Source organism: Streptomyces mayteni (genome assembly GCF_054783955.1).
On the sequence record NZ_BAAGPR010000122.1, the window covers coordinates 1 to 22124 of the forward strand.

Annotated in this window: 18 protein-coding genes; 11 read left to right on the plus strand and 7 right to left on the minus strand. The window is 73.0% G+C overall.

Translation table 11 applies throughout. The features are described from left to right. From ACYVPE_RS33940 to ACYVPE_RS33970, 7 genes are all read left to right on the plus strand, one after another. On the plus strand, positions 1-1099 hold a 1099-nt coding region (locus tag ACYVPE_RS33940), incomplete at its 5' end, for an SUKH-4 family immunity protein (protein WP_461037647.1). A gap of 135 nt (positions 1100-1234) precedes the next feature. Next, entirely contained in the window at positions 1235-2209 is a 975-nt protein-coding gene (locus tag ACYVPE_RS33945) for a cellulose-binding protein (RefSeq protein WP_461037648.1), read from the plus strand. A 183-nt stretch (positions 2210-2392) separates the two neighbouring features. Further along, entirely contained in the window at positions 2393-3862 is a 1470-nt protein-coding gene (gene glmU, locus ACYVPE_RS33950; RefSeq protein WP_461037649.1) for a bifunctional UDP-N-acetylglucosamine diphosphorylase/glucosamine-1-phosphate N-acetyltransferase GlmU, read from the plus strand. Between the two features lie 69 nt (positions 3863-3931). After that, entirely contained in the window at positions 3932-4909 is a 978-nt protein-coding gene (locus tag ACYVPE_RS33955; protein ID WP_461037650.1) for a ribose-phosphate diphosphokinase, read from the plus strand. A gap of 1239 nt (positions 4910-6148) precedes the next feature. Further along, on the plus strand, positions 6149-6751 hold the full coding sequence (locus tag ACYVPE_RS33960; RefSeq protein ID WP_461037651.1) for a 50S ribosomal protein L25/general stress protein Ctc: 603 nt from the start codon (positions 6149-6151) through the stop codon (positions 6749-6751). A 34-nt stretch (positions 6752-6785) separates the two neighbouring features. After that, positions 6786-7376, plus strand: coding sequence for an aminoacyl-tRNA hydrolase (gene pth, locus ACYVPE_RS33965; RefSeq protein WP_461037652.1), 591 nt, complete (start codon positions 6786-6788; stop codon positions 7374-7376). 53 nt (positions 7377-7429) lie between these two features. Then, on the plus strand, positions 7430-7930 hold the full coding sequence (locus ACYVPE_RS33970; protein WP_461037653.1) for a hypothetical protein: 501 nt from the start codon (positions 7430-7432) through the stop codon (positions 7928-7930). A gap of 24 nt (positions 7931-7954) precedes the next feature. Here the strand turns inward: ACYVPE_RS33970 and ACYVPE_RS33975 are convergent, their stop codons facing one another. Together ACYVPE_RS33975 and ACYVPE_RS33980 are read right to left on the minus strand one after the other, a co-directional pair. Beyond that, complete coding sequence (locus ACYVPE_RS33975) at positions 7955-8959, minus strand: metallophosphoesterase family protein (RefSeq protein WP_461037654.1); 1005 nt, start codon at positions 8957-8959, stop codon at positions 7955-7957. 10 nt (positions 8960-8969) lie between these two features. Further along, positions 8970-10277 (minus strand): MFS transporter, encoded by a 1308-nt coding sequence (locus ACYVPE_RS33980; protein WP_461037655.1) that lies wholly within the window; start codon positions 10275-10277, stop codon positions 8970-8972. 71 nt (positions 10278-10348) lie between these two features. Between ACYVPE_RS33980 and ACYVPE_RS33985 the strand changes: the two genes are divergently transcribed. Further along, positions 10349-11368, plus strand: coding sequence for a GlxA family transcriptional regulator (locus tag ACYVPE_RS33985; RefSeq protein ID WP_461037656.1), 1020 nt, complete (start codon positions 10349-10351; stop codon positions 11366-11368). 301 nt (positions 11369-11669) lie between these two features. On the opposite strand, the gene ppc is transcribed toward ACYVPE_RS33985, so the two are convergent. Next, a complete protein-coding gene (gene ppc, locus ACYVPE_RS33990; RefSeq protein WP_461037657.1) occupies positions 11670-14426 on the minus strand; it encodes a phosphoenolpyruvate carboxylase in 2757 nt (918 codons plus the stop codon). Between the two features lie 273 nt (positions 14427-14699). On the opposite strand from ppc, the gene ACYVPE_RS33995 reads away from it, so the two are divergent. Beyond that, on the plus strand, positions 14700-15740 hold the full coding sequence (locus ACYVPE_RS33995; protein ID WP_461037658.1) for an acyl-CoA desaturase: 1041 nt from the start codon (positions 14700-14702) through the stop codon (positions 15738-15740). Further along, entirely contained in the window at positions 15740-16426 is a 687-nt protein-coding gene (locus ACYVPE_RS34000; protein WP_461037664.1) for a TetR/AcrR family transcriptional regulator, read from the plus strand. Before ACYVPE_RS33995 ends, ACYVPE_RS34000 begins: the two co-directional genes overlap by 1 nt. A 119-nt stretch (positions 16427-16545) precedes the next feature. On the opposite strand, the gene ACYVPE_RS34005 is transcribed toward ACYVPE_RS34000, so the two are convergent. The 4 genes from ACYVPE_RS34005 to ACYVPE_RS34020 form a co-directional block, all read right to left on the minus strand. Next, the gene (locus tag ACYVPE_RS34005) at positions 16546-16950 is read right to left on the minus strand and encodes a rodlin (protein ID WP_461037659.1); all 405 of its coding nucleotides are present in this window, start codon (positions 16948-16950) and stop codon (positions 16546-16548) included. Between the two features lie 244 nt (positions 16951-17194). Then, positions 17195-17599: a rodlin gene (locus ACYVPE_RS34010; RefSeq protein WP_461037660.1), complete on the minus strand. Its 405-nt coding sequence runs from the start codon at positions 17597-17599 to the stop codon at positions 17195-17197. A 113-nt stretch (positions 17600-17712) separates the two neighbouring features. After that, on the minus strand, positions 17713-19596 hold the full coding sequence (locus tag ACYVPE_RS34015; RefSeq protein ID WP_461037661.1) for a rhamnogalacturonan lyase: 1884 nt from the start codon (positions 19594-19596) through the stop codon (positions 17713-17715). Positions 19597-20624: 1028 nt separating this feature from the next. After that, positions 20625-21434 carry a trans-aconitate 2-methyltransferase gene (locus tag ACYVPE_RS34020; RefSeq protein WP_461037662.1) on the minus strand — a complete coding sequence of 270 codons (810 nt, stop codon included), beginning with the start codon at positions 21432-21434 and terminating at the stop codon, positions 20625-20627. 103 nt (positions 21435-21537) lie between these two features. Here ACYVPE_RS34020 and ACYVPE_RS34025 point away from each other — a divergent pair, with 103 nt between their 5' ends. Further along, positions 21538-22035 (plus strand): MarR family winged helix-turn-helix transcriptional regulator, encoded by a 498-nt coding sequence (locus tag ACYVPE_RS34025; RefSeq protein ID WP_461037663.1) that lies wholly within the window; start codon positions 21538-21540, stop codon positions 22033-22035. Positions 22036-22124: the final 89 nt, after the last annotated feature.

Here is a 22124-nt window from a genome sequence, read left to right on the forward strand (position 1 = left end):
GCCGCCTCCGCCGCCGCCAGGGCCGTCGGCGAGCGGGCCGCCGAGGCGGCCGCCGCCCTCGCAGCCTTCCCCGACGCCAGCCGGGCCGGCCGGGGCCGTCTACGGCTACCCGCCCGCCGGTCAACCGACCGTCGGCTCCGGCTACATGGCCGTGCTGCGCTACCGCGCGCCCGACGGCTCCGAGCAGCAGCTGATCCGCCGCTCCGCGCCCGGCATGCCGCACCCGGAGTGGCAGATCCTGGGCGAGCTGCACGCCATGGGCGTGCCACCGCAGCAAGTGATCGAGCTGCACACGGAGTTGCAGTCCTGCGAGCTGCCCGGCGGCTACTGCGCCCGCATGATCCGCGAGACGTGGCCGCAGGTGCGGATCACCCACACCGCCGCCTACGGCCGGGACCTGGCCTCCCGTCAGGCGGGCGTGCGGCACCTGGTGGAGCACCAGGACGAGCTTCAGCAGTTCGCCGACGGGCCGCCCCGCTCGCAGCCGGTGCGGGCGGCGCTGCCGCAGCAGCAGCCGGCGCCGGCCGTCGGACTCGACGTCATCGGGCAGGAGTTGACGCACGCCTACGGCCCGCAGGGCGTGTTCCGCTACCAGCAGCCGCTGGTGGCCAGGCAGGGCGTGCCGGAGATCGTGGCGCAGTCGCTGGTGTGGTCCGGGCTGCCCGTCGAGATCCGGCCGATCTTCTGGGCCCAGGCGCAGCCGGGAAGGCCGATCCCGACGCTGGCCGAACTGGCCGCCGAGCGTGGCGCGTTGCCGGCCCCCGACGCCGGCTCCTACCTGGTGCTCGGCAGCGACTTCGGGCGTCAGTTGTGCGTGCAGTACGGCACCGCGCACGTGGTGGCCGTGCCGCTCGAGGGCTCGCCCGACGGCCGTCCTTCGCCGGCGCAGTTCGTGAACGCGTCGCTGCCCCAGTTCGCGCGCTGCATGGCGCTGTTGGGGCGGATGTGGCGGCTGCGGTACGGGCTCAACCCGGAGCAGGCGGGTCGTTGGACCACCGATTTCCAGGCGGAGTTGGCCTCGCTCGACCCGCAGGCGGTGGCCGACCCCGAGAGCTGGTGGTCGGTACTGCTCGAACAGATGTGGGACGGATTGTTGTAGAGCACCTGTCGGCGGGTAAATTGCGCGCCGGCAGGGCTCGTTGGTCGAGTATGCCGCCGCCCCGTCGGCCGGCGCCTTTCGCGCGAGACGAGCGAAAATAATCCGAACACCGTCCCCCGGTGGGAGCATTTACGCATGACCGGCTTCCCGAAGGCTCGCGGCCGCGGGTATCGGCCCGCGCAAGTGGACCAGGTGCTGGCCAAGTTGGGTCGCGAGCGCGATCACGCATGGCAGCAACTCGCGGAACTGAGCGTCCGCGTGGAGGAGTTGACTCGGGAGGCAGCCAGAGTCACGGCGTCCGTGGCCGCGTTGCCGCCGACCTCGTACGACGGGCTCGGCCAACGAGCCATCAAGCTGCTGGGCGAGGTGCAGGCCGAGGCGGTCGATCTGCGCGAGACCGCGGAGCGGCAGGGCCGGGAGCTGGTCGACGCGGCCGACGCCGCCGCCCGCGAGCTGCTGGCCGCCGCGCAGGCGGACGCCGGCCGGCGGCGGGCCGAGTCGGAGGCCGCGGCGGACGGCGTCATATCCAGGGCCTCGGCGCTCGCCACCCGGCTGATGGCGGACGCCAGGCAGCAGGCCCTTGCCATGCGTGACGAGGCGTCGGCCGCGCTGGCCGAGGTGACCCGGCAGTGCCGGGCCCTGGTGGCCGAGCAGCGGGTCAGGCAGACGGGCGCCGCCCGGGCCCTCGAAGCGCAGCTGTCGGCGCACCAGACCGACGTGGACGCCCGGGTCCAGGCGTTGACCTCCCGCGGCGAGGCGCTGCTCGCCGAGGCGAGGCGCGAGCTGGCCGACGCCGAGGCGGAGGCCAGGGCCACCGAGAAGGCGGCGGACAGCCGCCGGACCGAGCTGCTGGCCGAGGCGCGGGTGCGGCAGCAGCGGGTGGAGCACGAGACGGAGTGGATGGCCGAGGAGCTGGAGGAGCGGTCCGACCAGGTGCGGGCGCACCTCGACCACATACGGGAGTCGCTGCGGGCCCTCACCGGGCGCCGCCCGGCCCCCCGGCAGCCGGAGCCCGAACCCGAGGCCGACGACTACGAGGACGACGACTACGAGGACGACCACCGCGGCGACCACCGCGACGGCCACCGTGGCGCGTCCGAGCGGTACTGACCGGGGCCGGCCGGGGTTGATCACCGGCGACCGGGACCGATCGCCCGCCGTATCGGATCGGCACAGGACCCGTCCGGTGCATGGCCGGTATCCTGCGAGAATCCCCGGCTCTCCGCAGGGACGCGATCGCGAGCGGCGGAAGACGCCGGGACACCGCACCCCAGGACCGAAGGACGCGATCCCGTGAGCTCCAGCGCCATCCGCCCGGCCGCCATCATCGTTCTCGCCGCGGGTGAGGGGACCCGTATGAAGTCCGCCACACCCAAGGTGCTGCACGAGATCTGCGGCCGGCCGCTGGTCGGCCACGTGGTGGCCGCCTGCCGGGAGCTCGACCCGCGCGAGCTCGTGGTGGTCGTCGGGCACGGCAGGGAGGCCGTCGGCGCGCACCTGGCGGAGGCCGACCCGGGCGCCCGCACCGCCGTGCAGCACGAGCGGCGCGGCACGGCACACGCGGTGCGCACCGCCCTCGAGTCGCTGCTCGCCGACGGCGTGGAGCCCGCCGGCACGGTCCTGGTGACCTGCGGCGACATCCCCCTCCAGACCGCGGCCACGCTGCGCGCGCTGGCCGACGCGCACGCCGCCGAGGGGAACGCGGTGACGGTGCTCACCGCCGAGGTGCCGGACGCCACCGGCTACGGCCGGGTGGTGCGCGGCGCGGACGGCGCGGTGACGGCGATCGTCGAGCACCGGGACGCCACGGCCGAGCAGCTGGCGATCAACGAGATCAACTCGGGCGTGCTGGCCTTCGACGGCGCGCTGCTCGCGGAGGCGCTCGGCCAGGTGCGGGCCGACAACAGCCAGGGCGAGGAGTACCTGCCCGACGTGCTGACCATCCTGCGGGACGCCGGCCACCGGGTGGGCGCGGCCCGGGCCGCCGACCACCGGGAGCTGGTCGGCATCAACGACCGGGTGCAGCTGGCGACGGCCAGGCGGCTGCTCAACGACCGGCTGCTCGAACGGGCCATGCTGGCCGGCGTGACGGTGGTGGACCCGGCGACGACCTGGCTCGACGTCACCGTCACCTACGAGCCCGACGCGCTGGTGCACCCGAACACCCAGCTGCTGGGCGCCAGCCACCTGGCGACCGGCGCCGAGGTGGGCCCCGGCTGCCGGCTGCGGGACACGGTCGTCGGCGAGGGCGCGGTGGTGCGGGAGACGGTCGCGGACGGCGCGCACGTCGGCCAGGGCACCAACGTCGGCCCGTACGCCTATCTGCGGCCCGGCACGGTGCTCGGCCGGAACGCGAAGGCCGGCACCTTTGTCGAGATCAAGAACTCCACAATCGGCGAGGGCACCAAGGTTCCGCATCTCTCCTATGTCGGTGACGCCACGATCGGTGACCACACGAACATCGGAGCGGCCACGGTCTTCGTGAACTACGACGGCCAGGAGAAGCACCACTCGTCGGTCGGCTCCTACTGCCGCACGGGCGCTGACAATATGTTCGTGGCGCCCGTCACTATCGGCGACGGCTCTTACACGGCGGCGGGTTCGGTGATCACGCGGGACGTTCCGCCCGGATCACTCGCGGTAGCTCGGGGACAACAGCGCAACGTGGAGGGGTGGGTGGCCCGCAAGCGCCCCGAGTCGGCCGCCGCGCAAGCCGCCGACGCCGCCCTAGCTGCGACGGAGCGGAAGCCGGCGGATGGCTGACAGGTAACGTAGTGGGTACCCACTCGGGTGGGTGAACGACCGCCCACGCGGCACCTAAGGAGACGTACTGTGACCGGGATCAAGACCACCGGCGAGAAGAAACTGATGCTCTTCTCCGGCCGCGCCCACCCCGAGCTGGCCACAGAAGTGGCCTCGGAATTGGGCGTTGGGATTGTTCCGACGACTGCCAGGGACTTCGCGAATGGCGAGATCTACGTTCGCTTCGAGGAATCGGTGCGCGGCGCCGACTGTTTTCTGATCCAGAGTCACACGGCGCCGATCAATAAATGGATCATGGAACAGCTGATCATGATCGACGCGTTGAAGCGGGCCTCGGCCCGCAGCATCTCCGTCATCATTCCGTTCTACGGCTATGCGCGGCAGGACAAGAAGCACCGGGGCCGGGAGCCGATCTCGGCCCGGCTGATGGCCGACATGCTGAAGACGGCCGGCGCGGACCGGATCATCACGATGGACCTGCACGCGGACCAGGTGCAGGGCTACTTCGACGGCCCGGTCGACCACCTCTTCGCGCTGCCGGTGCTCTCCAACTACATCGCCACCCGGACCGACCGCGAGCAGCTGACGGTCGTCTCGCCCGACGCCGGCCGGGTGCGGGTCGCCGACCGCTGGGCCGACCGGCTCGGCGCGCCACTGGCGATCGTCCACAAGCGGCGCGACCCGGACGTGGCCAACCAGGTCACGGTCCACGAGGTCGTGGGCGACGTGGACGGCCGGGTCTGCGTGCTGGTCGACGACATGATCGACACCGGCGGCACGATCTGCGCGGCGGCCGACGCGCTGTTCGCCAACGGCGCGCGTGACGTGGTGGTGGCCGCCACCCACGGCGTCCTCTCAGGGCCGGCGGCCGACCGCCTGAAGAACTCGCGCGTCAGCGAGTTCATCTTCACCAACTCCCTGCCCACCCCGACCGAGGTCTCCCTCGACAAGATCACGGTCCTCTCCATGGCCCCGACGATCGCCCGCGCCGTCCGAGAGGTCTTCGAGGACGGCTCGGTGACGAGCCTCTTCGAAGGCAACGCGTAGTCGCCTGGCGGCTCGCCCGTGCAACCCCCGGCCGGGGCCGGACACGGCCCCGGCCCGGGAGGGCCGGCCCCACGGCGACGAACCCGCCCCTCCCGGGCCGCCGGCCCGAACCCGGCACGGTACGGCGGCAGCGGCGAAGCCGCACCGGTACGGGCCGGCGGCCCGAGCCCGTGGCACGTACACGCCGGCCGCAAGGCCCGCTCCGGCCAACGCCGAGCGGCGAAGCCGGACGGCAGCGGAGCTGCCAGTGACACGGGGGCGGGCCGGTGGCCCGATCCCTAGCCTGTGGCGCGTGCGCCCCCGGGGCGCCGGCCCACCGGGCCGGGGCCCAACTCCGGCACTGGTGCCGTGCCCGGCCCTGGCCGGCGGCAGAGGACACAGCCGCGGAGCCGGGCCGGCGGCCCGAACCCGGCGCGGTACGGCGGCAGCGGCGAAGCCGCACCGGTACGGGCCGGTGGCCCGAGCCCGTGGCGCGTACGCGCCCGGCCGCGAGGCCGGTCCCGGCCAGCGCCGAGCGGCGAAGCCGGACGGCAGCGGAGCTGCCAGTGACACGGGGGCGGGCCGGTGGCCCGATCCCTAGCCTGTGGCGCGTGCGCCCCCGGGGCGCCGGCCCACCGGGCCGGGGCCCAACTCCGGCACTGGTGCCGTGCCCGGCCCTGGCCGGCGGCAGAGGACACAGCCGCGGAGCCGGGCCGGCGGCCCGAACCCGGCGCGGTACGGCGGCAGCGGCGAAGCCGCACCGGTACGGGCCGGTGGCCCGAGCCCGTGGCGCGTACGCGCCCGGCCGCGAGGCCGGTCCCGGCCAGCGCCGAGCGGCGAAGCCGGACGGCAGCCCGCCAGCGGCGAAGCCGCACCGGTACGGGCCCATGGCCCGAGCCTGCGGCGCATGCGCGCCCGGCGGCGGAGCCGCACGGTAGCGGGGCGACGCCGGCCCTCCGGGCCGGCTGGGCGCCGGCCAAGGGGCGGGTGGGTGGGGGAAAGCCCCCGCGGCACCGCACCCGGGCGGCGGCGGAGCCGCCCGCGTGTCCCGGCCACCGCGCCGACCCAAGGGGCGGGTGGGCGGGGAGGACCCCCACCGGCCGACGTGCCGCGTGGCGCACCGGTAGAGTGGGGGGCGCTCGGCGAGGGAGGACCCCGTGGGTTGTCCGTGATCGACGCGCTCTTCGTGGCTGGTCCGTTGGTCCGCCCTGGGCCGGGCGTGGTCGAGAACCAACCCACAACGAGGAGCGAGGCAGAGCAATGGCCGACGTGAAGATCGCCGCGGACGTCCGCGAGGAGTTCGGCAAGGGCGCCTCCCGGCGCATCCGGGTCGCCAACAAGGTGCCGGCCGTCATCTACGGGCACGGCACCGAGCCGGTGCACGTGACTCTGCCGGGTCACGAGACCATGCTGGCCCTCAAGTCCGCGAACGTGCTGATCACCCTCAGCTTCGGCGGCCGCGAGGAGCTGGTGATCCCGAAGGCCGTGCAGCGCGACGCGATCAGGGGCAACCTGGTCCACCTGGACCTGCTGCTGGTCAAGCGGGGCGAGAAGGTCACCGTCGAGGTGCCGGTGCACACCGAGGGCGAGCTGGCCCCGGGTGGTGGCCTGCTGGAGATCCAGCTGGCCGCGCTGCCGGTCGAGGCCGAGGCCACCCACATCCCGGAGTCGGTCACCGTCTCCGTCGCGGGTCTGGAGCCGGGCGCCACGGTGCTCGCCAAGGACGTGCAGCTGCCGAAGGGCACCACGCTGGCCGTCGACGAGGACACCACCGTGCTGCAGGTCGTCCAGCCGCAGGCCGAGGAGCCGGCGGCGGCGGCCGAGGGCGGCGAGGCGGCCGAGGAGTCCGCGGCCACCGCCTGACGGACGACAGCCCCCAGAACCGCGGGAGACGGTGATGACCACCACGGACGAACCCTGGCTGATCGCGGGCCTCGGCAATCCCGGGCCGCAGTACGCCGCGAACCGGCACAACGTCGGTTTCATGGTCGTCGATCTGCTGGCCCAGCGGATCGGCGGCAGGTTCACGTCCCACAAGTCCCGCGCGATGCTGTGCGAGGGCCGGCTCGGCGCCCCTGGCGCCGGCGGCCCGCGCGTGCTGCTCGCCAAGCCGATGACGTACATGAACGTCTCGGGCGGGCCCGTCACCTCGCTCAGCACGTTCTACAAGATCCCCGTCTCCCGGCTGGTCGTGATCCACGACGAGTTGGACATCGGCTTCGGCGCGCTGCGCCTCAAGCTGGGCGGCGGGGACAACGGGCACAACGGGCTGAAGTCCATCACGGCCTCGCTCGGCCGCGAGTACTTCCGGGTCAGGTTCGGCATCGGCCGGCCGCCCGGCCGGATGGACGTGGCGGCGTTCGTGCTGAAGGACTTCTCGGCGACCGAGCACAAGGAACTCGACTTCCTGGTGGACCGGGCCGCGGACGCCGTGGAGGCGCTGTTGACGGCCGGCCTGGAGAAGGCCCAGGGCGCTTACAACAGCTGACACACCGTGACGGGGGTTGACCGCTCGCGGGGCTGTGGCCAAAGATCGGCGGCATGTCCGCGACGACCCGCACCGCCCGCCGTAGCTTCGCCCGCAGGGCGGGCGAGAGCGCGTTCGGCGTCCTGTTGCTGGCGCGGTATCTCTTCATGGGGCTGCTGGCGCTGCTGATCGTGACGGCCGGGACCCTGATGTCCTGGGACACCGCGCGGGACGCGATGTCCCCTGGCGATCTGCCGCAGGGCGCGCTGACGTTGGACTCCTGCGCCGACGACGCCTGCACCGGGGTGTTCGAGCCGAGCGGCGCGACCGTGCGGCTCGTCCAGCCGATCGGCCGGGAGCCGGGCGACACGCTGGACGTCGCCGTCTACGAGGACGCCGGCGAGGCGATCCGCACCGGGCTGCCTGGCGTCCTCTACGCGTGGCTGCCGCTGATGGGCGCGCTGCTGCTGGCCGCGATCGTGATCGGTGGCGGCCTGCGGATGTACCGGACGGCGACCGGCACGGGCGCCGCCGCCCTGCTGGCGATGGTCGTCACCTTCGCCCTCTGGATCTAGCGACTCGCAGCGCGGTCGCGTGGTTCATTCGGGCCGCTCGGGCAGCGTGAGACCCAGCGACGCGGCCAGGTCGATCGTGGCGCGTGGCGTCGGGCACTGGCGGCTGAGGCCGGTCCGGTCGAGGCGGCCGTCACGGGCCTGGAAGAGGACCTTCGCGGCGGGGTGTCCGCGCAGCCCGTCCGTGGTGAGTGCGGCGGCGACGCGCCGTGCCGCGGCGAGCAACGCGGGGAACGCCGCCCGGAGATCCGCGGCCCAGGTCCTGAGCGCCTCCAGCCAGTCGCGGGTGGCGGCGTCGGCCGACCGGGAGAACCGGTCGATCGCCCGGTCCAGCTCCGGCCAGGGGAGGTCGGGCCAGGGCCTGGTCCGCAGCACGGGCAACTGCCAGCGGCGCCTGGTGACCGACCAGTGGTCGGCGCGCGCCGGCACCGAGTGGACCGTGAAGTCCGGGACGCTGAGCGCGGTCAGGTTCCAGCCGTGGCAGGCGCCGGTGTCGAGGCCGAAGATCCGGCCGTCCCGGATCAGCGGCTCGCGCCCAGTCACGTGGTGGCCGAAGACGACGGGCTTCGCGTCGGTGTAGTGGTCGTGCCAGTGGCCGTCGGGGAACAGCGCCGCGAGCTCCCGCTCGCCCCTCGTCGAGCCGCACAGGATCTCCTCCCGCTGCTCGGCCAGCGGAGTCCCGGACAGCATCGCGGCGTGGACGACGCGAACGTGCTCGTTCTCGTAGTGGTACGGCAACGTCCGCATCCAGTCGACCGTCTCCGCGTACCGGTCGCCGAGTTGGAGCCGGGTGATCTCCTGCGCGTAGGAGAAGATCCCGCGCACGTGCTTCCGCTCGTGGTTGCCCATGACCGCCACGGAGTTCGGGCGCTCGCGGAAGAGGCGGACCACCTCGCCGGGGGCCGGGCCGCGGTCGACCAGGTCCCCCACGCCGACCAACAGGTCGTCCGGGCGGATGGCGGCTTTGTCGAGCAGGTCGAGGAGTTCGTCGAAGCACCCGTGGATGTCCCCGACGATCACGGTGCGCGGCATGCCGGACAGCCTAGGAGGACGACGGCTCCGCCCGCAGGAGGTTTTCCCCGCCCCGGCCGCGGACCAGCATCACCGAGACGGCGGCCACCGCGCACAGCGCCCCGGCCAAGGTCCACGCCAGGTCGTAGGAGCCGGTGACGTCCCGGATCAGGCCGGCGCCGAAGGCGACGACCGCGGCGCCGAGTTGGTGCGAGGCCAGGACCCAGCCGAAGACCACGCCGCCCTCCTCGCCGAAGTGCTCCCGGCAGAGCGCGATCGTCGGCGGCACGGTCGCCACCCAGTCGAGGCCGTAGAAGATCACGAAGAACAGCATCGAGGGGTGCACCGAGTCGGCGAACAGCGCCGGCAGGAACAGCAGCGAGAGGCCGCGCAGCGCGTAGTAGACGGCGAGCAGCCGGCGCGGGTCGTAGCGGTCGGTGAGCCAGCCGGAGAAGACGGTGCCGATCAGGTCGAAGATCCCGATGAGCGCCAGCAGCGAGGCGGCGACCGGCACCGGCATGCCGTGCTCGTGGGCGCCCGGCACGAAGTGGGTGCCGATCAGGCCGTTGGTCGAGGCGCCGCAGATCGCGAAGGAGGCGGCGAGCAGCCAGAACACCCGGGTGCGCGCGGCCGAGACGAGCGCGCCGAGCGCGCGGCGGGCCGCGCCCGGCGGCGGCTCCGGCGGGGGGACGTGGTCGTCGCCCGCGCCGTAGGGGCGGACGCCCAGGTCCTCGGGGCGGTCCCGCAGCAGCCAGACCACCAGCGGCACCACGGCCAGCGCGCACAGCGAGACGGCCACCGCGGCGGCGCGCCAGCCAGGGCCCTCGACCAGCAGGCCGACCACGGGCAGGAACACCAGGTTGCCGGCCGCGCCGCCGGCCGTCAGCACGCCGGTGACCAGGCCGCGGCGGGCGACGAACCAGCGGTTGGCGATGGTGGCGGAGAACGCCAGCGCCATGGAGCCGGCGCCGAGGCCGACCAACACGCCCCAGCAGAGGACCAGTTGCCACTGGCTGTCCATCCAGACGGTCAGCCCACTGCCGGTGGAGATCAGCAGCAGCGCCCCGCACACCACGCGGCGGATCCCGTAGCGCTCCATCAGGGCGGTGGCGAAGGGCGCGGTGAAGCCGTAGAGCAGCAGGTTGACGGAGACGGCGAACGAGATCGAGCCGCGCGACCAGCCGAACTCGTCGTGCAGCGGGTCGATCAGCACGCCGGGGGTGGCCCGGAAGCCGGCGGCGCCGATGAGGACCAGGAAGGCGACGAGGGCGACCCACCAGGCGGGGTGGACGCGGGGCGCCACCGAGCGGGTGGTGGACGGCTGTTCGGTCTGGGTCACCCCCACGATCCTGCCGGCCTGCCCCCCGTCGGACGAGTGGCCCGATGGCCGCGATGTGCAAGGATCGGGCCATGGACGTCGCGAACGAGACCGCGAACGAGACCGCGAACGAGCCCAGGCACCGGGTCGCGGTGCTGGTGCGGGACGGGATGCTGCCGATCGAACTCGGCATCGTGCACCGGCTGTTCGGCCGGGCCAAGGCGGCCGACGGGCGGCTGCTCTACGAGGTGGTCACCTGCGCCGTGCGCCCAGGGCGGGTGCCCACCGACGCCGACTTCGACATCGTCGTCGACGCGGGGCCGGAGGCGCTGGCCACCGCCGACACGGTGATCGTGCCGGCCGCGCACGGCAGCGACACCGCCGTCGAGGGCCGGATCTCCCCCGAGCTCAGGGCCGCGCTCGGCCTGATCAGGCCCGGCACCAGGATCGCCTCCATCTGCACCGGCGCCTTCGTGCTGGCCGCCGTGGGACTGCTCGACGGCCGCCGGGCCACCACCCACTGGGACGCCTGCGAGCAGTTCCGCAGGCTCTACCCCAAGGTGCGGCTGGAGCCGGACATCCTCTACACCGAGGACCGCACGGGCGACCACCCGATCCTCACCTCGGCGGGCGTCGCGGCCGGCATCGACCTGTGCCTGCACCTGGTGCGCCGGGACTTCGGCTCGGCCGTCGCCAACTCGGTGGCCCGCCGCACGGTGGTGCCGCCGCACCGGGAGGGCGGTCAGGCGCAGTACGTGGAACGCCCGGTGCCCGACATCGGGGCGCGGTCCACCGGGCGGGCCAGGGCGTGGGCACTCGACCGGCTCGGCCAGCCCGTGACGTTGCGGCAGCTGGCCGAGCTCGAGGCCATGAGCGTGCGGACGTTCACCCGCAGGTTCCGCGAGGAGACCGGGCTCTCCCCGCAGCGCTGGCTGGCCCAGCAGCGCCTGGAGCGGGCCAGGCAGCTGCTGGAGGAGAGCGACCTGCCGGTCGACCGGATCGCCGACCAGGCCGGCTTCGGCACGGCGGCCTCGCTCCGCCAACACCTCCACCGGGCCCTCGGTGTCTCCCCCAGCGCCTACCGCCGCACGTTCCGACGCGGCCCCGTCTGACCGACGAGGCCGTCAACCGGCGGCCCGGCCGCCAGGCCGGTGCCGTGCTCGCCACGGCCGGGCACCCGCGACGGTCGGCAGCCGCCGTCGCCTGCCGCCCGCCAGGGCCCCGCGTCTCCCCCAGCGCCTACCGCCGCACGTTCCGACGCGGCCCCGTCTGACCGACGAGGCCGTCAACCGGCGGCGCCATCCGGGCGCCGCGAGGCGCCCGGAACTCGCGCCGGCCGCACCCCGGCCCAGGCCGGGCCGGAGGCCCGGGGGCCGGGCCGCCGCCGCGGCCGTCGCCTGCCGCCCGCCAGGGCTACCCCGTGTTGCGGAGGCCGGCCGCGACGCCGTTGACAGTGAGGAGCAGGGCCCTGGAGAGCAGCTGGTCGGGCTCCTCGCCGCGCTCGGCCGCCGTGCGCTGCCGGTGCAGCAGGGTGACCTGGAGGTAGGAGATCGGGTCCAGGTAGGCGTCCCTGATGTGCAGGGTGGCCTGCAGGTCGGGGTTGGCGTCGAGCAGCTCGCGCTCGCCGGTGATCCGCAGCACCTCGGCCACCGTCAGCGCGTGCTCGGCCTCGATGGTGGCGAAGACGTGCCGCAGCTCCTGCGGCACCAGCGTCTCCACGTAGTGGCGGGCGATCCGCAGGTCGGTCTTGGCCAGCGTCATCTCGACGTTGGACAGGAAGTTGCGGAAGAAGTGCCAGTGCTCGAACGCCTCGGCCAGCACGTCGTCGAGGCCGGCCTCGCGGGCCGCGCGCAGCCCGGAGCCGACGCCGAACCAGCCGGGCACGATCTGCCGGGACTGCGTCCAGCCGAACACCCACGGGATGGCCCGCAGCCCGTCGAGCCCGGCGCCGCTGTCGGGGCGGCGGGACGGGCGGGAGCCCAGGTGCAGCTCGGCCAGCTGGTCCACCGGGGTGGAGGCGAAGAAGTACGCCGGCAGGTCCGGGTCCTCGACCAGCGCCCGGTAGGCGGAGTGCGCCACGTCGGAGACGGTGTCCATCGCCGCGTCCCAGCGGGCCAGCGCCTCCTGGGACTGGCGGGGCGCGGTGTGCAGCGCCGAGGCCTGGAGCGTGGCGGCGACGGTGAGCTCCAGGTTCTCCCTGGCCAGCGACGGCACCAGGTACTTGTCGGAGATCACCTCGCCCTGCTCGGTGACCTTGATCTCGCCCTCCAGGGTGCCCCAGGGCTGGGCCAGGATCGCGTCGTGGGTGGGGCCGCCGCCGCGGCCGACGGTGCCGCCGCGGCCGTGGAAGAGCCGCAGCCGGACGCCGTGCCGGTGCGCCACGTCGCGCAGCCGGCGCTGGGCGCGGTGGATCTCCCACTGGGAGGTGGTGATGCCGCCGAACTTGGACGAGTCGCTGTAGCCGAGCATGACCTCCTGGACGTCGTCGCGGAGCGAGACGAGGCGCCGGTAGGAGGGGTCGGAGAGCATCGAGTCGAGCAGCTCGTCGGCGATCTTCAGCTCGTCGGTGGTCTCCAGCAGCGGCACGATGCCGACCTTGGCCCAGCCGGCGTGCAGGTCGATCAGGCCGGCCTCGCGGGCCAGCACGGCGGCGGCGAACACGTCGTCGGCGCCCTGGCACATGGAGATGATGTAGGACTCGATGACCTCGGGGCCGAAGCTGTCGAGCGCCTTGCGGATGGTGCCGAAGACGCCGAGGGTCTTGGCGCCGGCCGCGTCGAGCGGGGCCGGGGTGGGGGCCAGCGGGCGGCGCGAGCGCAGTTCCTTGGCGAGCAGCTTGGTGCGGTACTCGCGCGGCATGTCCGCGTACCGCCAGGACTCCTCGCCGAGCCGGTCGAAGAGCTGGCCGAGCGCGTGGTGGTGGGCCTCGGCGTGCTCGCGGACGTCCATGGTGGCGAGCTGGACGCCGAACGCGGCCAGGGTGCGCATCAGCCGCTCCAGGCGCCCGTCGGCGATCAGCTGGCCGCGGTGCTCGCGCAGCGACTCCTGCACCAGCGAGAGGTCGGTCAGCAGCTCGCCGGTGCCCAGGTAGTCGCGGCCCGGCACGTGCGCGGTGCCCTTGGCCAGCCGGGATCTGGTGTTGAGCAGCTTCTGGCGGATGCAGGTGACCTTGAGCCGGTAGGGCTCCTCGGCGTTGAGCCGCTTGTAGCGGGGGGTGATCTCGGGGAGCAGCGTGATGTCACGGTCCAGCGAGTCGAGCAGCTCCTGGCTGGCGCCGCTGTTCCGGATCGAGTTGGAGAGCGCGCCGCGCAGCTCGTCGATGTGGCGGAGCGCGCTGGAGATGCCGTGCTCGTGCTGGAGCAGCAGCACGTCCCAGGTGACCTGCGGGGTGACGTTCGGGTTGCCGTCCCGGTCGCCGCCGATCCAGGTGCCGAAGGTCAGCGGGCGGCTGCCGGCGGGCAGCGGGGCGCCGGCCCGCTCCAGCTCGACGGCCAGGTCCTCCAACACGTCGCCGACGGCCCCGGCGTGCAGCTCGTCCAGGTAGTAGACGGCGTTCCTGGCCTCGTCGGCCGGCTCAGGGCGGGCCACCCGCAGCTCGTCGGTCTGCCAGATCAGGTCGATGTTCTCGGCCAGCCGCAGGTCGGTGCGGCGCCGGTCGCCGCCGTGCTCGCCCGCCGGGTTGTCGAGCAGCTCGGCGATCTTGCGGAGCTTGGTGAGCACCGAACGGCGCGCGGCCTCGGTGGGGTGCGCCGTGAAAACGGGGCGCACGCCGAGGTTCGCCACCGTCTGCCTCAGGTGGGCCGGGTCGGCGTCCTTGAGCATGTCGGCGGTGCGGGAGAGCACCCCGCCCTCGGCGGCCCGGCGCTCCCGCAGCCCCCGGCCGCGGTGCACCTGCTCGGTGACGTTCGCGAGGTGGAAGTAGGTGGAGAACGCGCGCACCAGCTTGGCCGCGGTCGTCAGGTCGGTGGAGCCGAGGAGTTCGGCGGCGGCCTCGCCGTCGGTACGGGTCAGCGCCCGGACGCGTTCGACCAGTTCAAGCAGCTCGGGGCCGTCCTGACGCACCAGCGTCTCGCCGAGCAGGTCGCCCAGACGGCGGATGTCGGCGCGGAGCGCGGTACCGCTTTCCGGGGCGAGCGGGGTGGGTGTCTCGTTGCTGTCGGGACTGCTCACGTTGCGGCTCCTCGCAGCTGGCTCTTCGGGGAGGTCGTTGGCGGTTCGGGGCATGACTGACGCGGACCTCGCTGTCCGACAGGCCAATCGTAGTCAGGGTGTGCCATCGCCCCGTCATGGCACGGTCGCCTGGATATGAGCCGCTTGTGACGTCCGCGCCAACTTGCGGTGGTTACGGTGCCGTAGGTTACGGTCCCGTAGGTATCTCTTTCCCGGCCGGGCTCCCATCGAGCAGCCCGGCTTCCTCCCGCACGCCCCCACCCGAGGAACGTCATGACCACGACCCCCGACCTCGTGCCCACCAGCCGGGCCGAAGCCGACCCCCCGCCCCCCGAGGAGCCGCCGCCGTCCGCCACCCTCGGCAGCGAACGGCGCGGCACCGCGGAACAGGTCGCCCTCGCCCTCTTCATCGCGGTGCCGTTCCTGGCGCTGCTCACCGCCGTCCCGCTGGCCTGGGGCCGGGGGGTGAGCTGGCTCGACCTGACGCTGATGGCGGTCTTCTACTACGTCGGCTGCCACGGCATCACGATCGGCTTCCACCGGTACTTCACGCACCGCGCGTTCAAGGCGAAGCGGCCGATGAAGATCGCGCTGGCCATCGCCGGCTCGCTGGCCGCCGAGGGCCCGGTGGTGCGCTGGGTGGCGGACCACCGCAAGCACCACAAGCACTCGGACGCCGAGGGCGACCCGCACTCCCCCTGGCGGTACGGCGAGACCGTGCCGGCCCTCGTCAAGGGGCTGTTCTGGGCCCACATGGGCTGGATGTTCGACCGGGAGCAGACGCCGCAGCACATCTACGCGCCCGACCTGGTCAAGGACCCCGACCTGCGGCGGATCTCCCGGCAGTTCGCGCTGTGGACGACGGTGACGCTGCTGCTGCCGCCGCTGCTCGGCGGGCTGATCTCCTGGTCCTGGGAGGGCGCGCTGAGCGCCTTCTTCTGGGCCTCGCTGGTGCGGGTCGCGCTGCTGCACCACGTGACCTGGTCGATCAACTCGATCTGCCACGCCACCGGCAAGCGTCCGTTCCGCTCCCGGGACCGCTCGGGCAACGTGTGGTGGCTGGCCGTGCTCTCCTGCGGCGAGTCCTGGCACAACCTGCACCACGCGGACCCGACCTGCGCCAGGCACGGCGTCGACCGCTGGCAGCTGGACTCCAGCGCCCGGCTGATCAGCTGGTTCGAGAAGGCCGGCTGGGTCTCCGACGTCCGCTGGCCCAAGCAGTCCCGAATCGACGCCAAGCGCATCATCCCGGGCAGCAACGGTATGGATCCGGGAGAAAACCGTAAGGAAGCGGCCGCGACCAACACGGCATGATGGGTGGCGTGGCGACCGATAACAGCATCAAGGACGACGGCAAGGGCAGGAATCCGCGCACCACGCGGCGGGCCCGCCGGAGAATGACGGGCACCGAGCGCCGGGAACAGCTGCTGGACATCGGCCGCACGCTCTTCGCGGAGCGCGGCTTCGAGGGCACCTCGGTGGAGGAGATCGCGGCCAAGGCCGGGGTCTCCAAACCCGTGGTGTACGAGCACTTCGGCGGCAAGGAAGGGCTCTACGCGGTCGTCGTCGACCGCGAGATGAGCAGACTGCTCTCGATGGTGACCGGCGCGCTGACCGCCGGTCACCCGCGCGAGCTGCTCGAACAGGCGGCGTTCGCGCTCCTCGACTACATCGAGCAGTACACGGACGGCTTCCACATCCTGGTGCGGGACTCGCCGGTGGCCCAGTCCACCGGCACCTTCGCCTCACTGATCGGCGATATCGCCACCCAGGTCGAGGACATCCTGGGCGTCGAGTTCAAGGGCCGCGGCTTCGACGCCAAGCTGGCGCCGATGTACTCCCAGGCGCTGGTGGGCATGGTGGCGCTGACCGGTCAGTGGTGGCTCAACGTGCGCAAGCCGAAGAAGGCGGAGGTCGCGGCCCACCTGGTCAACCTCGCGTGGCACGGGCTCCAGGGCCTGGAACACGAGCCGCAGCTGGTGGGCCGCCGCCGGGCGTAGGCGTGCCGGACGTCGGTGAAAAGAAAAGCGACCCCCTCCCCAGGGGTGGTGTTGGGGAGGGGGCCGTCTCATCGCGGAGCACCGGTCAGAAGGCCGAAGAACCCGGGATCCGCTGGTCCTCAGTGGTTGAGCGCGCCGTTCCCGGCGAGGAGCGTCACGTCGCTCAGCAGGTGCGACAGCGGGTCGTCGCCGTCGACCTGGACCGAGTTCTCGGCACAGGCCTGCTGGTTCTTGCTGTTGAGGAGGTCCTCGACGCCCACGTTGACGGCACCGATCAGCGAGTTGATTTCCGCCGGCACGGTGATCGGGAGGCAGAACTCGTTCAGCGAGCCGTTGACGAGCCCGATGTTCGGGCTCATGTAGCCACCGGTCGTGATGTTCCCGACCGCCTCCTCGTTGCCGTTACCACTGATCGTGGAGGGGCCCACGTCATCGGCGATGGCCATGGCGGGGGCGGCAGCCATACCTGCCACGCCAACGGCGGAGGCCGCGACGGCAGCCGTGGCAAGCGTCTTCTTCAGCACTTGGCTTGTCCTTCCGAATTCAGGAGTGCCCTGTTCTTGGAGCGCACTGCACAACGCGCCGACCCGGAATCGGTTGCCGCCGTTCACCCGAATTGCTCAATCGGCTGCTCTCGATGGTGACAGGCTCACTGGCCCATGGCGCACGACAGAAAGCGGCCCCCTCCCCAGGGGTGGTGTCGGGGAGGGGGCCGTCTCATCGCGGAGCACCGGTCAGAAGGCCGAAGAACCCGGGATCCGCTGGTCCTCAGTGGTTGCCAGCGCCGTTCCCGGAGAGGAGCGACAGGTCGTCCAGGATGTGCGACAGCGGGTCGTCGCCGTCGACCTGGACCGAGTTCTCGGCACAGGCCTGCTGGTTCTTGCTGTTGAGGATGTCCTGGACACCCACGTTGACGGCACCGATCAGCGACTGGACGTCGGCCGGCACGGTGATCGGGAGGCAGAACTCGTTCAGCGAGCCGTTGATGAGCCCGATGTTCGGGCTCATGTAGCCACCGGTCGTGATGTTGCCGATCGCCTCCTTGTTGCCGTTACCACTGATCGTGGTGGGGCCCTCGTCATCACTGATGGCCATGGCCGGGGCGGCAGCCATGCCCGCCACACCGACGGCGGTGGCGGCGACGGCAGCCGTGGCAAGCGTCTTCTTCAGCACTTGGCTTGTCCTTCCGAGTTCTGGAGTGCCCTGTTCTTGGAGCGCTCTGCACAACGCGTCGACCCGGAATCGGTTGCCGCCGTTCACCCGATTTGCCCAATCCGGCTGTTTGCTCAGCGGCCGGTTGACGCCTGGGCGATTGTCGGCCTGGGTGCCGTGCCCATGCCGTAGCCGAGGTAGAAGCCGGGGTGCGGCGGCTGGTTGTAGGCGGTGTTCTGCCAGGCCAGCCCGGTGCGGTACATCCGGTCCTGGAGCAGGGTGGTGATCCGGTGCGAGGTCTGGATCGGCGTCGAGTAGATCCGCAGCGCGTTGTTGTCCGAAGTCCGCCAGATGACCTCCTCGCGCCAGTCGCCCAGGATGTCGCCGGAGAGCACCGGGGTGGCCTTGGTGCCGTTGTTGGACGCCACGCCGGAGCCGGTCAGCAGCCGGGTGTCGCCGCCGGTGCCGTACTTGTCGATCCGGGTCTGGTCCAGCAGCTCGCGGCTCAGGTCGCCGTCCCACCAGGCGAGGAAGTTGACGCTGGACGGCTCGCGGCCGATGTTGCCGCCGCCGAGGTCGCGCAGCACCGTGTCGGACGCCGACCAGAACTGGCCGCCGACCCGGCCCTCCACGATGTTGCCGCCGACGCCGCGGCCGTTGTCCGCGCCCGAGCCGTTCTGCCAGACGATCTGGCCGTTGGCCGGGTTGATCCGGAGCGAGGACGGCTGGCTGGTGGACTCGGAGACCTTGAAGTACTCCAGGCCGGCGCTGTTGGGGTCGAAGTCGCCGAGGTGCTGGGCGTCGCCGTGTCCGGTGCGGGTGGTCCAGAGCGAGTTGCCGTTGTCGTCGACGGCCATCGCGCCGTAGACGATCTCGTCGCGGCCGTCGCGGTCGACGTCGCCGATGGAGAGGCTGTGGCTGCCCTGGCCGTCGTAGCCTCGCCCCGTGTTGGTCGAGCTGTTGGTGTCGAAGGTCCAGCGTCGGGTGAGCTGCCCGTTGCGCCAGTCCCAGGCGGCGATCACGGTGCGGGTGTAGTAGCCGCGGGCCATGATGATCGACGGGCGGTCGCCGTCCAGGTAGGCGGTGCCGGCGAGGAAGCGGTCCACGCGGTTGCCGTAGTTGTCACCCCAGGACGAGACGGTGCCGCGGGCCGGCACGTAGTCGGTGGTGGCGAGCGCGGCGCCGTTCCGGCCGCTGAACACCGTCAGGTACTCGGGCCCGGCGAGGACGTAGCCGCTGGAGTTGCGGTGGTCGGCGCTCGAGCTGCCGATCACCTGGCCGGTGCCGGAGACGGTGCCGTCCGCCGTCTTCATGACCACCTCGGCCGAGCCGTCGCCGTCGTAGTCGAAGACCTGGAACTGGGTGTAGTGCGCGCCGGAGCGGATGTTGCGCCCCAGGTCGATGCGCCACAGGCGCTGTCCTGAGAGGGTGTAGCCGTCGATGATGGTGTTGCCGGTGTACCCCGACTGGGAGTTGTCCTTGGCGTTGGTGGGCTGCCACTTGAGGATGATCTCCAGCGTGCCGTCGCCGTCGAGATCGCCGACCGAGCCGTCGTTGGCCTCGTAGGTGTAGGCGACGCCGTCGGGCGTGGTCCCGCCGGCCGGGCGCTGGATCGGCACGTCGTAGTAGCCGGACCTGAACTGGATCGCGTGCGGCGAGAACGCCTGCTCGGTGCCGTTGACGACCGCCCGGACGCGGTAGTCGGCGCTGTTCGGGGCGCCGGAGTGGAAGTAGTTGGTGGCCCCGGTGATGTTGGAGGCGACCAGGGTGTCGCCGCGGTACAGGTTGAACGCGACGTTGTCCGGGTCGCTCGCCAGGAACCGCCAGCTGACCAGGTTGCCGCTGCCGGTGTAGACGCTGACCAGGCCGCGGTCCAGGTTCTCCAGCTGGGCGAGCGGCCGCACGTCGTCCTGGGCGGCGGCCTCGGCGGGCGCGGCGGTGGCGGCTGAGCCGCCGAGCCCGGTCGCGACGACGGCCGCGGTGGCCGCGACACAGAGCCAGCCTCGCAGCCTGCTCATCCGGCTCCGGCTCCGGCGCCGTGTGGCGCGGCGTTGCGCAGCAGACACGGTTCTCTCCTCGTGGGGTCGGGGGTGGCGATCGTGTGCGTCGAGCACTGCGAAGTCGCCACGAGGAGGCGAAAGGTTGCCGCGCCGGCCTTGCGGCCTACCGCCTCGCCGCGACCCCGGCCCGACGGGGCGGAGGCCGACGCCGGGGCACGACGGCCCCGGTCGGCACCGGATGGGGCGGAATGGCCAGAGGGCGGCCCGCAGCCCGGGAGGCCCCCCGGCACCACCGGCCGGCTCCCCGCTGCGCGGTCCCGGCATCGCCGGCCCTGGCCGAGGGCCGGAGGCCGGCGGGCCGGGGGCCGGCGGGCCGGGTGCCGGGGCCAGCCGACAGCCGGCGAGGCCGAACGGCGCAGCCGGGCGATGGCCCAGGGGCGACAGCCCGCCGCCGGCACGCCCAGCTCCGCCGGGGCCCGGCCTGGCCGGAGGCCCGGGGTGAGCCGGCGGAGCCGGTGAGACCACCGGGACGGCGGTGGTCCGGAGGGCCCGCGATCCCGGCGGGGCCCGGCCGCACTGACGTGGCGCGTAGGCGAGCGGCGGCCGAAGGGCGCCGGGTCCGGCCGCGCCGCTGGCGGCACCTGGCAAAGAACCGGGAAGCGCCAGCTTCGCCGAGGGGACGGGCGAGGCCCCGTTTCCGCCGGCGGAACGCTCGGCTTCGCCGGGGGCGAGAGCTGGGGCCCGGACGAGCCGGCGAAGCCGGCCGGCGGCGCTCGCAGCTCGCGGCGCAGCCAGTCGGGCCGAAGGCCAGCGGGGCGGCCCGCCCCGCCGGAGGTACCCGGCGGGGGCCGGGAAGCGCCAGCTTCGCCGGGGGTGCTGGGCGGGAGCCCGGGAGACGCCGGCGGAACGCCCGGCGCTCTGGGCCAGCCCGCGGGGCTGCTGGCCCGGCTTCGCCGGGGCGCCGCGCGGAGCGCGGAAGTAAGGGCTTGTGGGGGCACCTCCCAGCCGCCAGGCTGGGGGAGGGTGGGGAACCGTACCGGTGGCGGTCAGCGGCGGGTGGCGACGGCGAAGATGCGGCGGAAGGGGAAGATCGTGCCGTGCCGGGTGGGCGGGTAGGCGGTGCGGAGGGCCGTGCGGTAGTCGGTGAGGAAGGCTTCGCGGGCCTCGGGGTCGTCGGCGAGGGCGTCGAGGACGGGGCGGAGGCCGGTGCCCTTGATCCAGTCGAGGACGGGGTCGGGGCCGTGCAGGACGTGCAGGTAGGTCGTCTCCCAGACGTCCGCCGCGCAGCCGAGGGAGGCGAGGGTGGTGAAGTAGCCCTCGGGAGGCTGGACGATGTCGGCGTGGCGGAGGACGCCGGCGAGGCGGGCGCGCCAGCGGGGGCCCTCGCAGAGGGAGCGCAGCAGGACGTGGCTGGGGGCGGCGAAGTTGCCCGGGACCTGGAAGGCGAGGACGCCGCCCGGCGTGAGCGCGTCGATCCAGTCGCGGAAGCGGGCCACGTGGCCGGGGATCCACTGGAGGGCCGCGTTGGAGACGATCAGGTCGAAGGGCCCGTCCGGCGCCGGCCGCCAGGTCGCGAGGTCGGCCTCGGCGAAGTCGAGGCTGCCGCCGCCCGCGGTGGGGCCGGCGTGCTTGGCGGCCTCGGCCAGCATGGTGGGCGAGTTGTCGTAGCCGGTGACGCGGGCGGTGGGCCAGCGGTCGGTGAGGAGCAGGCTGGGGGCGCCGGGGCCGCAGCCGAGGTCGGCGACGCGCGGGTCGGCCGCCGGCAGCGGTGGCACGCGGGCCAGCAGGTCGATCAGCGGGCGGGCGCGGTGGCCGGCGTGCTTCTGGTACTGGCCGGGGTCCCAGTCGTGTGCCATGCGGGCCATACTGGCCGGGCAGATATCTCTACGTCAAGAAGCTTGATGTCGTGATGCTTCACGCCGTGAGACTTCATGTCGACAGAACAACTAGACTGATCGCATGGAGGACGAGGTTGATCGGCTGGTCGCGGCCTGGCGGCGCGAGCGTCCCGATCTCGACGTGGAGCCGCTGGAGGTGCTCAGCCGGGTCAGCAGACTGGCCCGCCACCTGGACCGGGCCCGGCGGCTGGCCTTCACCGAACACGAGCTCGAGCCCTGGGAGTTCGACGTCCTCACCGCGCTGCGCCGGGCCGGCGGCACCTACCAGCTCTCCCCCGGGCAGCTCCTCACCCAGACCCTGGTGACCTCGGGCACCATGACCAACCGGATCGACCGGCTCGCCAAGCGCGGCCTGGTCGAGCGGCAACCCGACCCGAACGACCGGCGGGGGGTGCTGGTCCGGCTGACGGAGGCCGGCAAGCGGCACGCGGACGCGGCGCTCGCCGGGCTGCTCGCCCAGGAGCGGGCGCTGCTCAGCGCGTTGAGCGCGGCCGAACGGCAGCAGCTCGCCGGGCTGCTGCGCGCTCTGACCGCGCCCTTCGACAACCTTCCGGCCTAGGGCCTGTCTTCCGGATCTTCGTGGGGCCGCGACGCCAGCTACGGCACCTCGCCGCGTTACCCCACGCCGCGGAGCGGCATGTCAGGCGC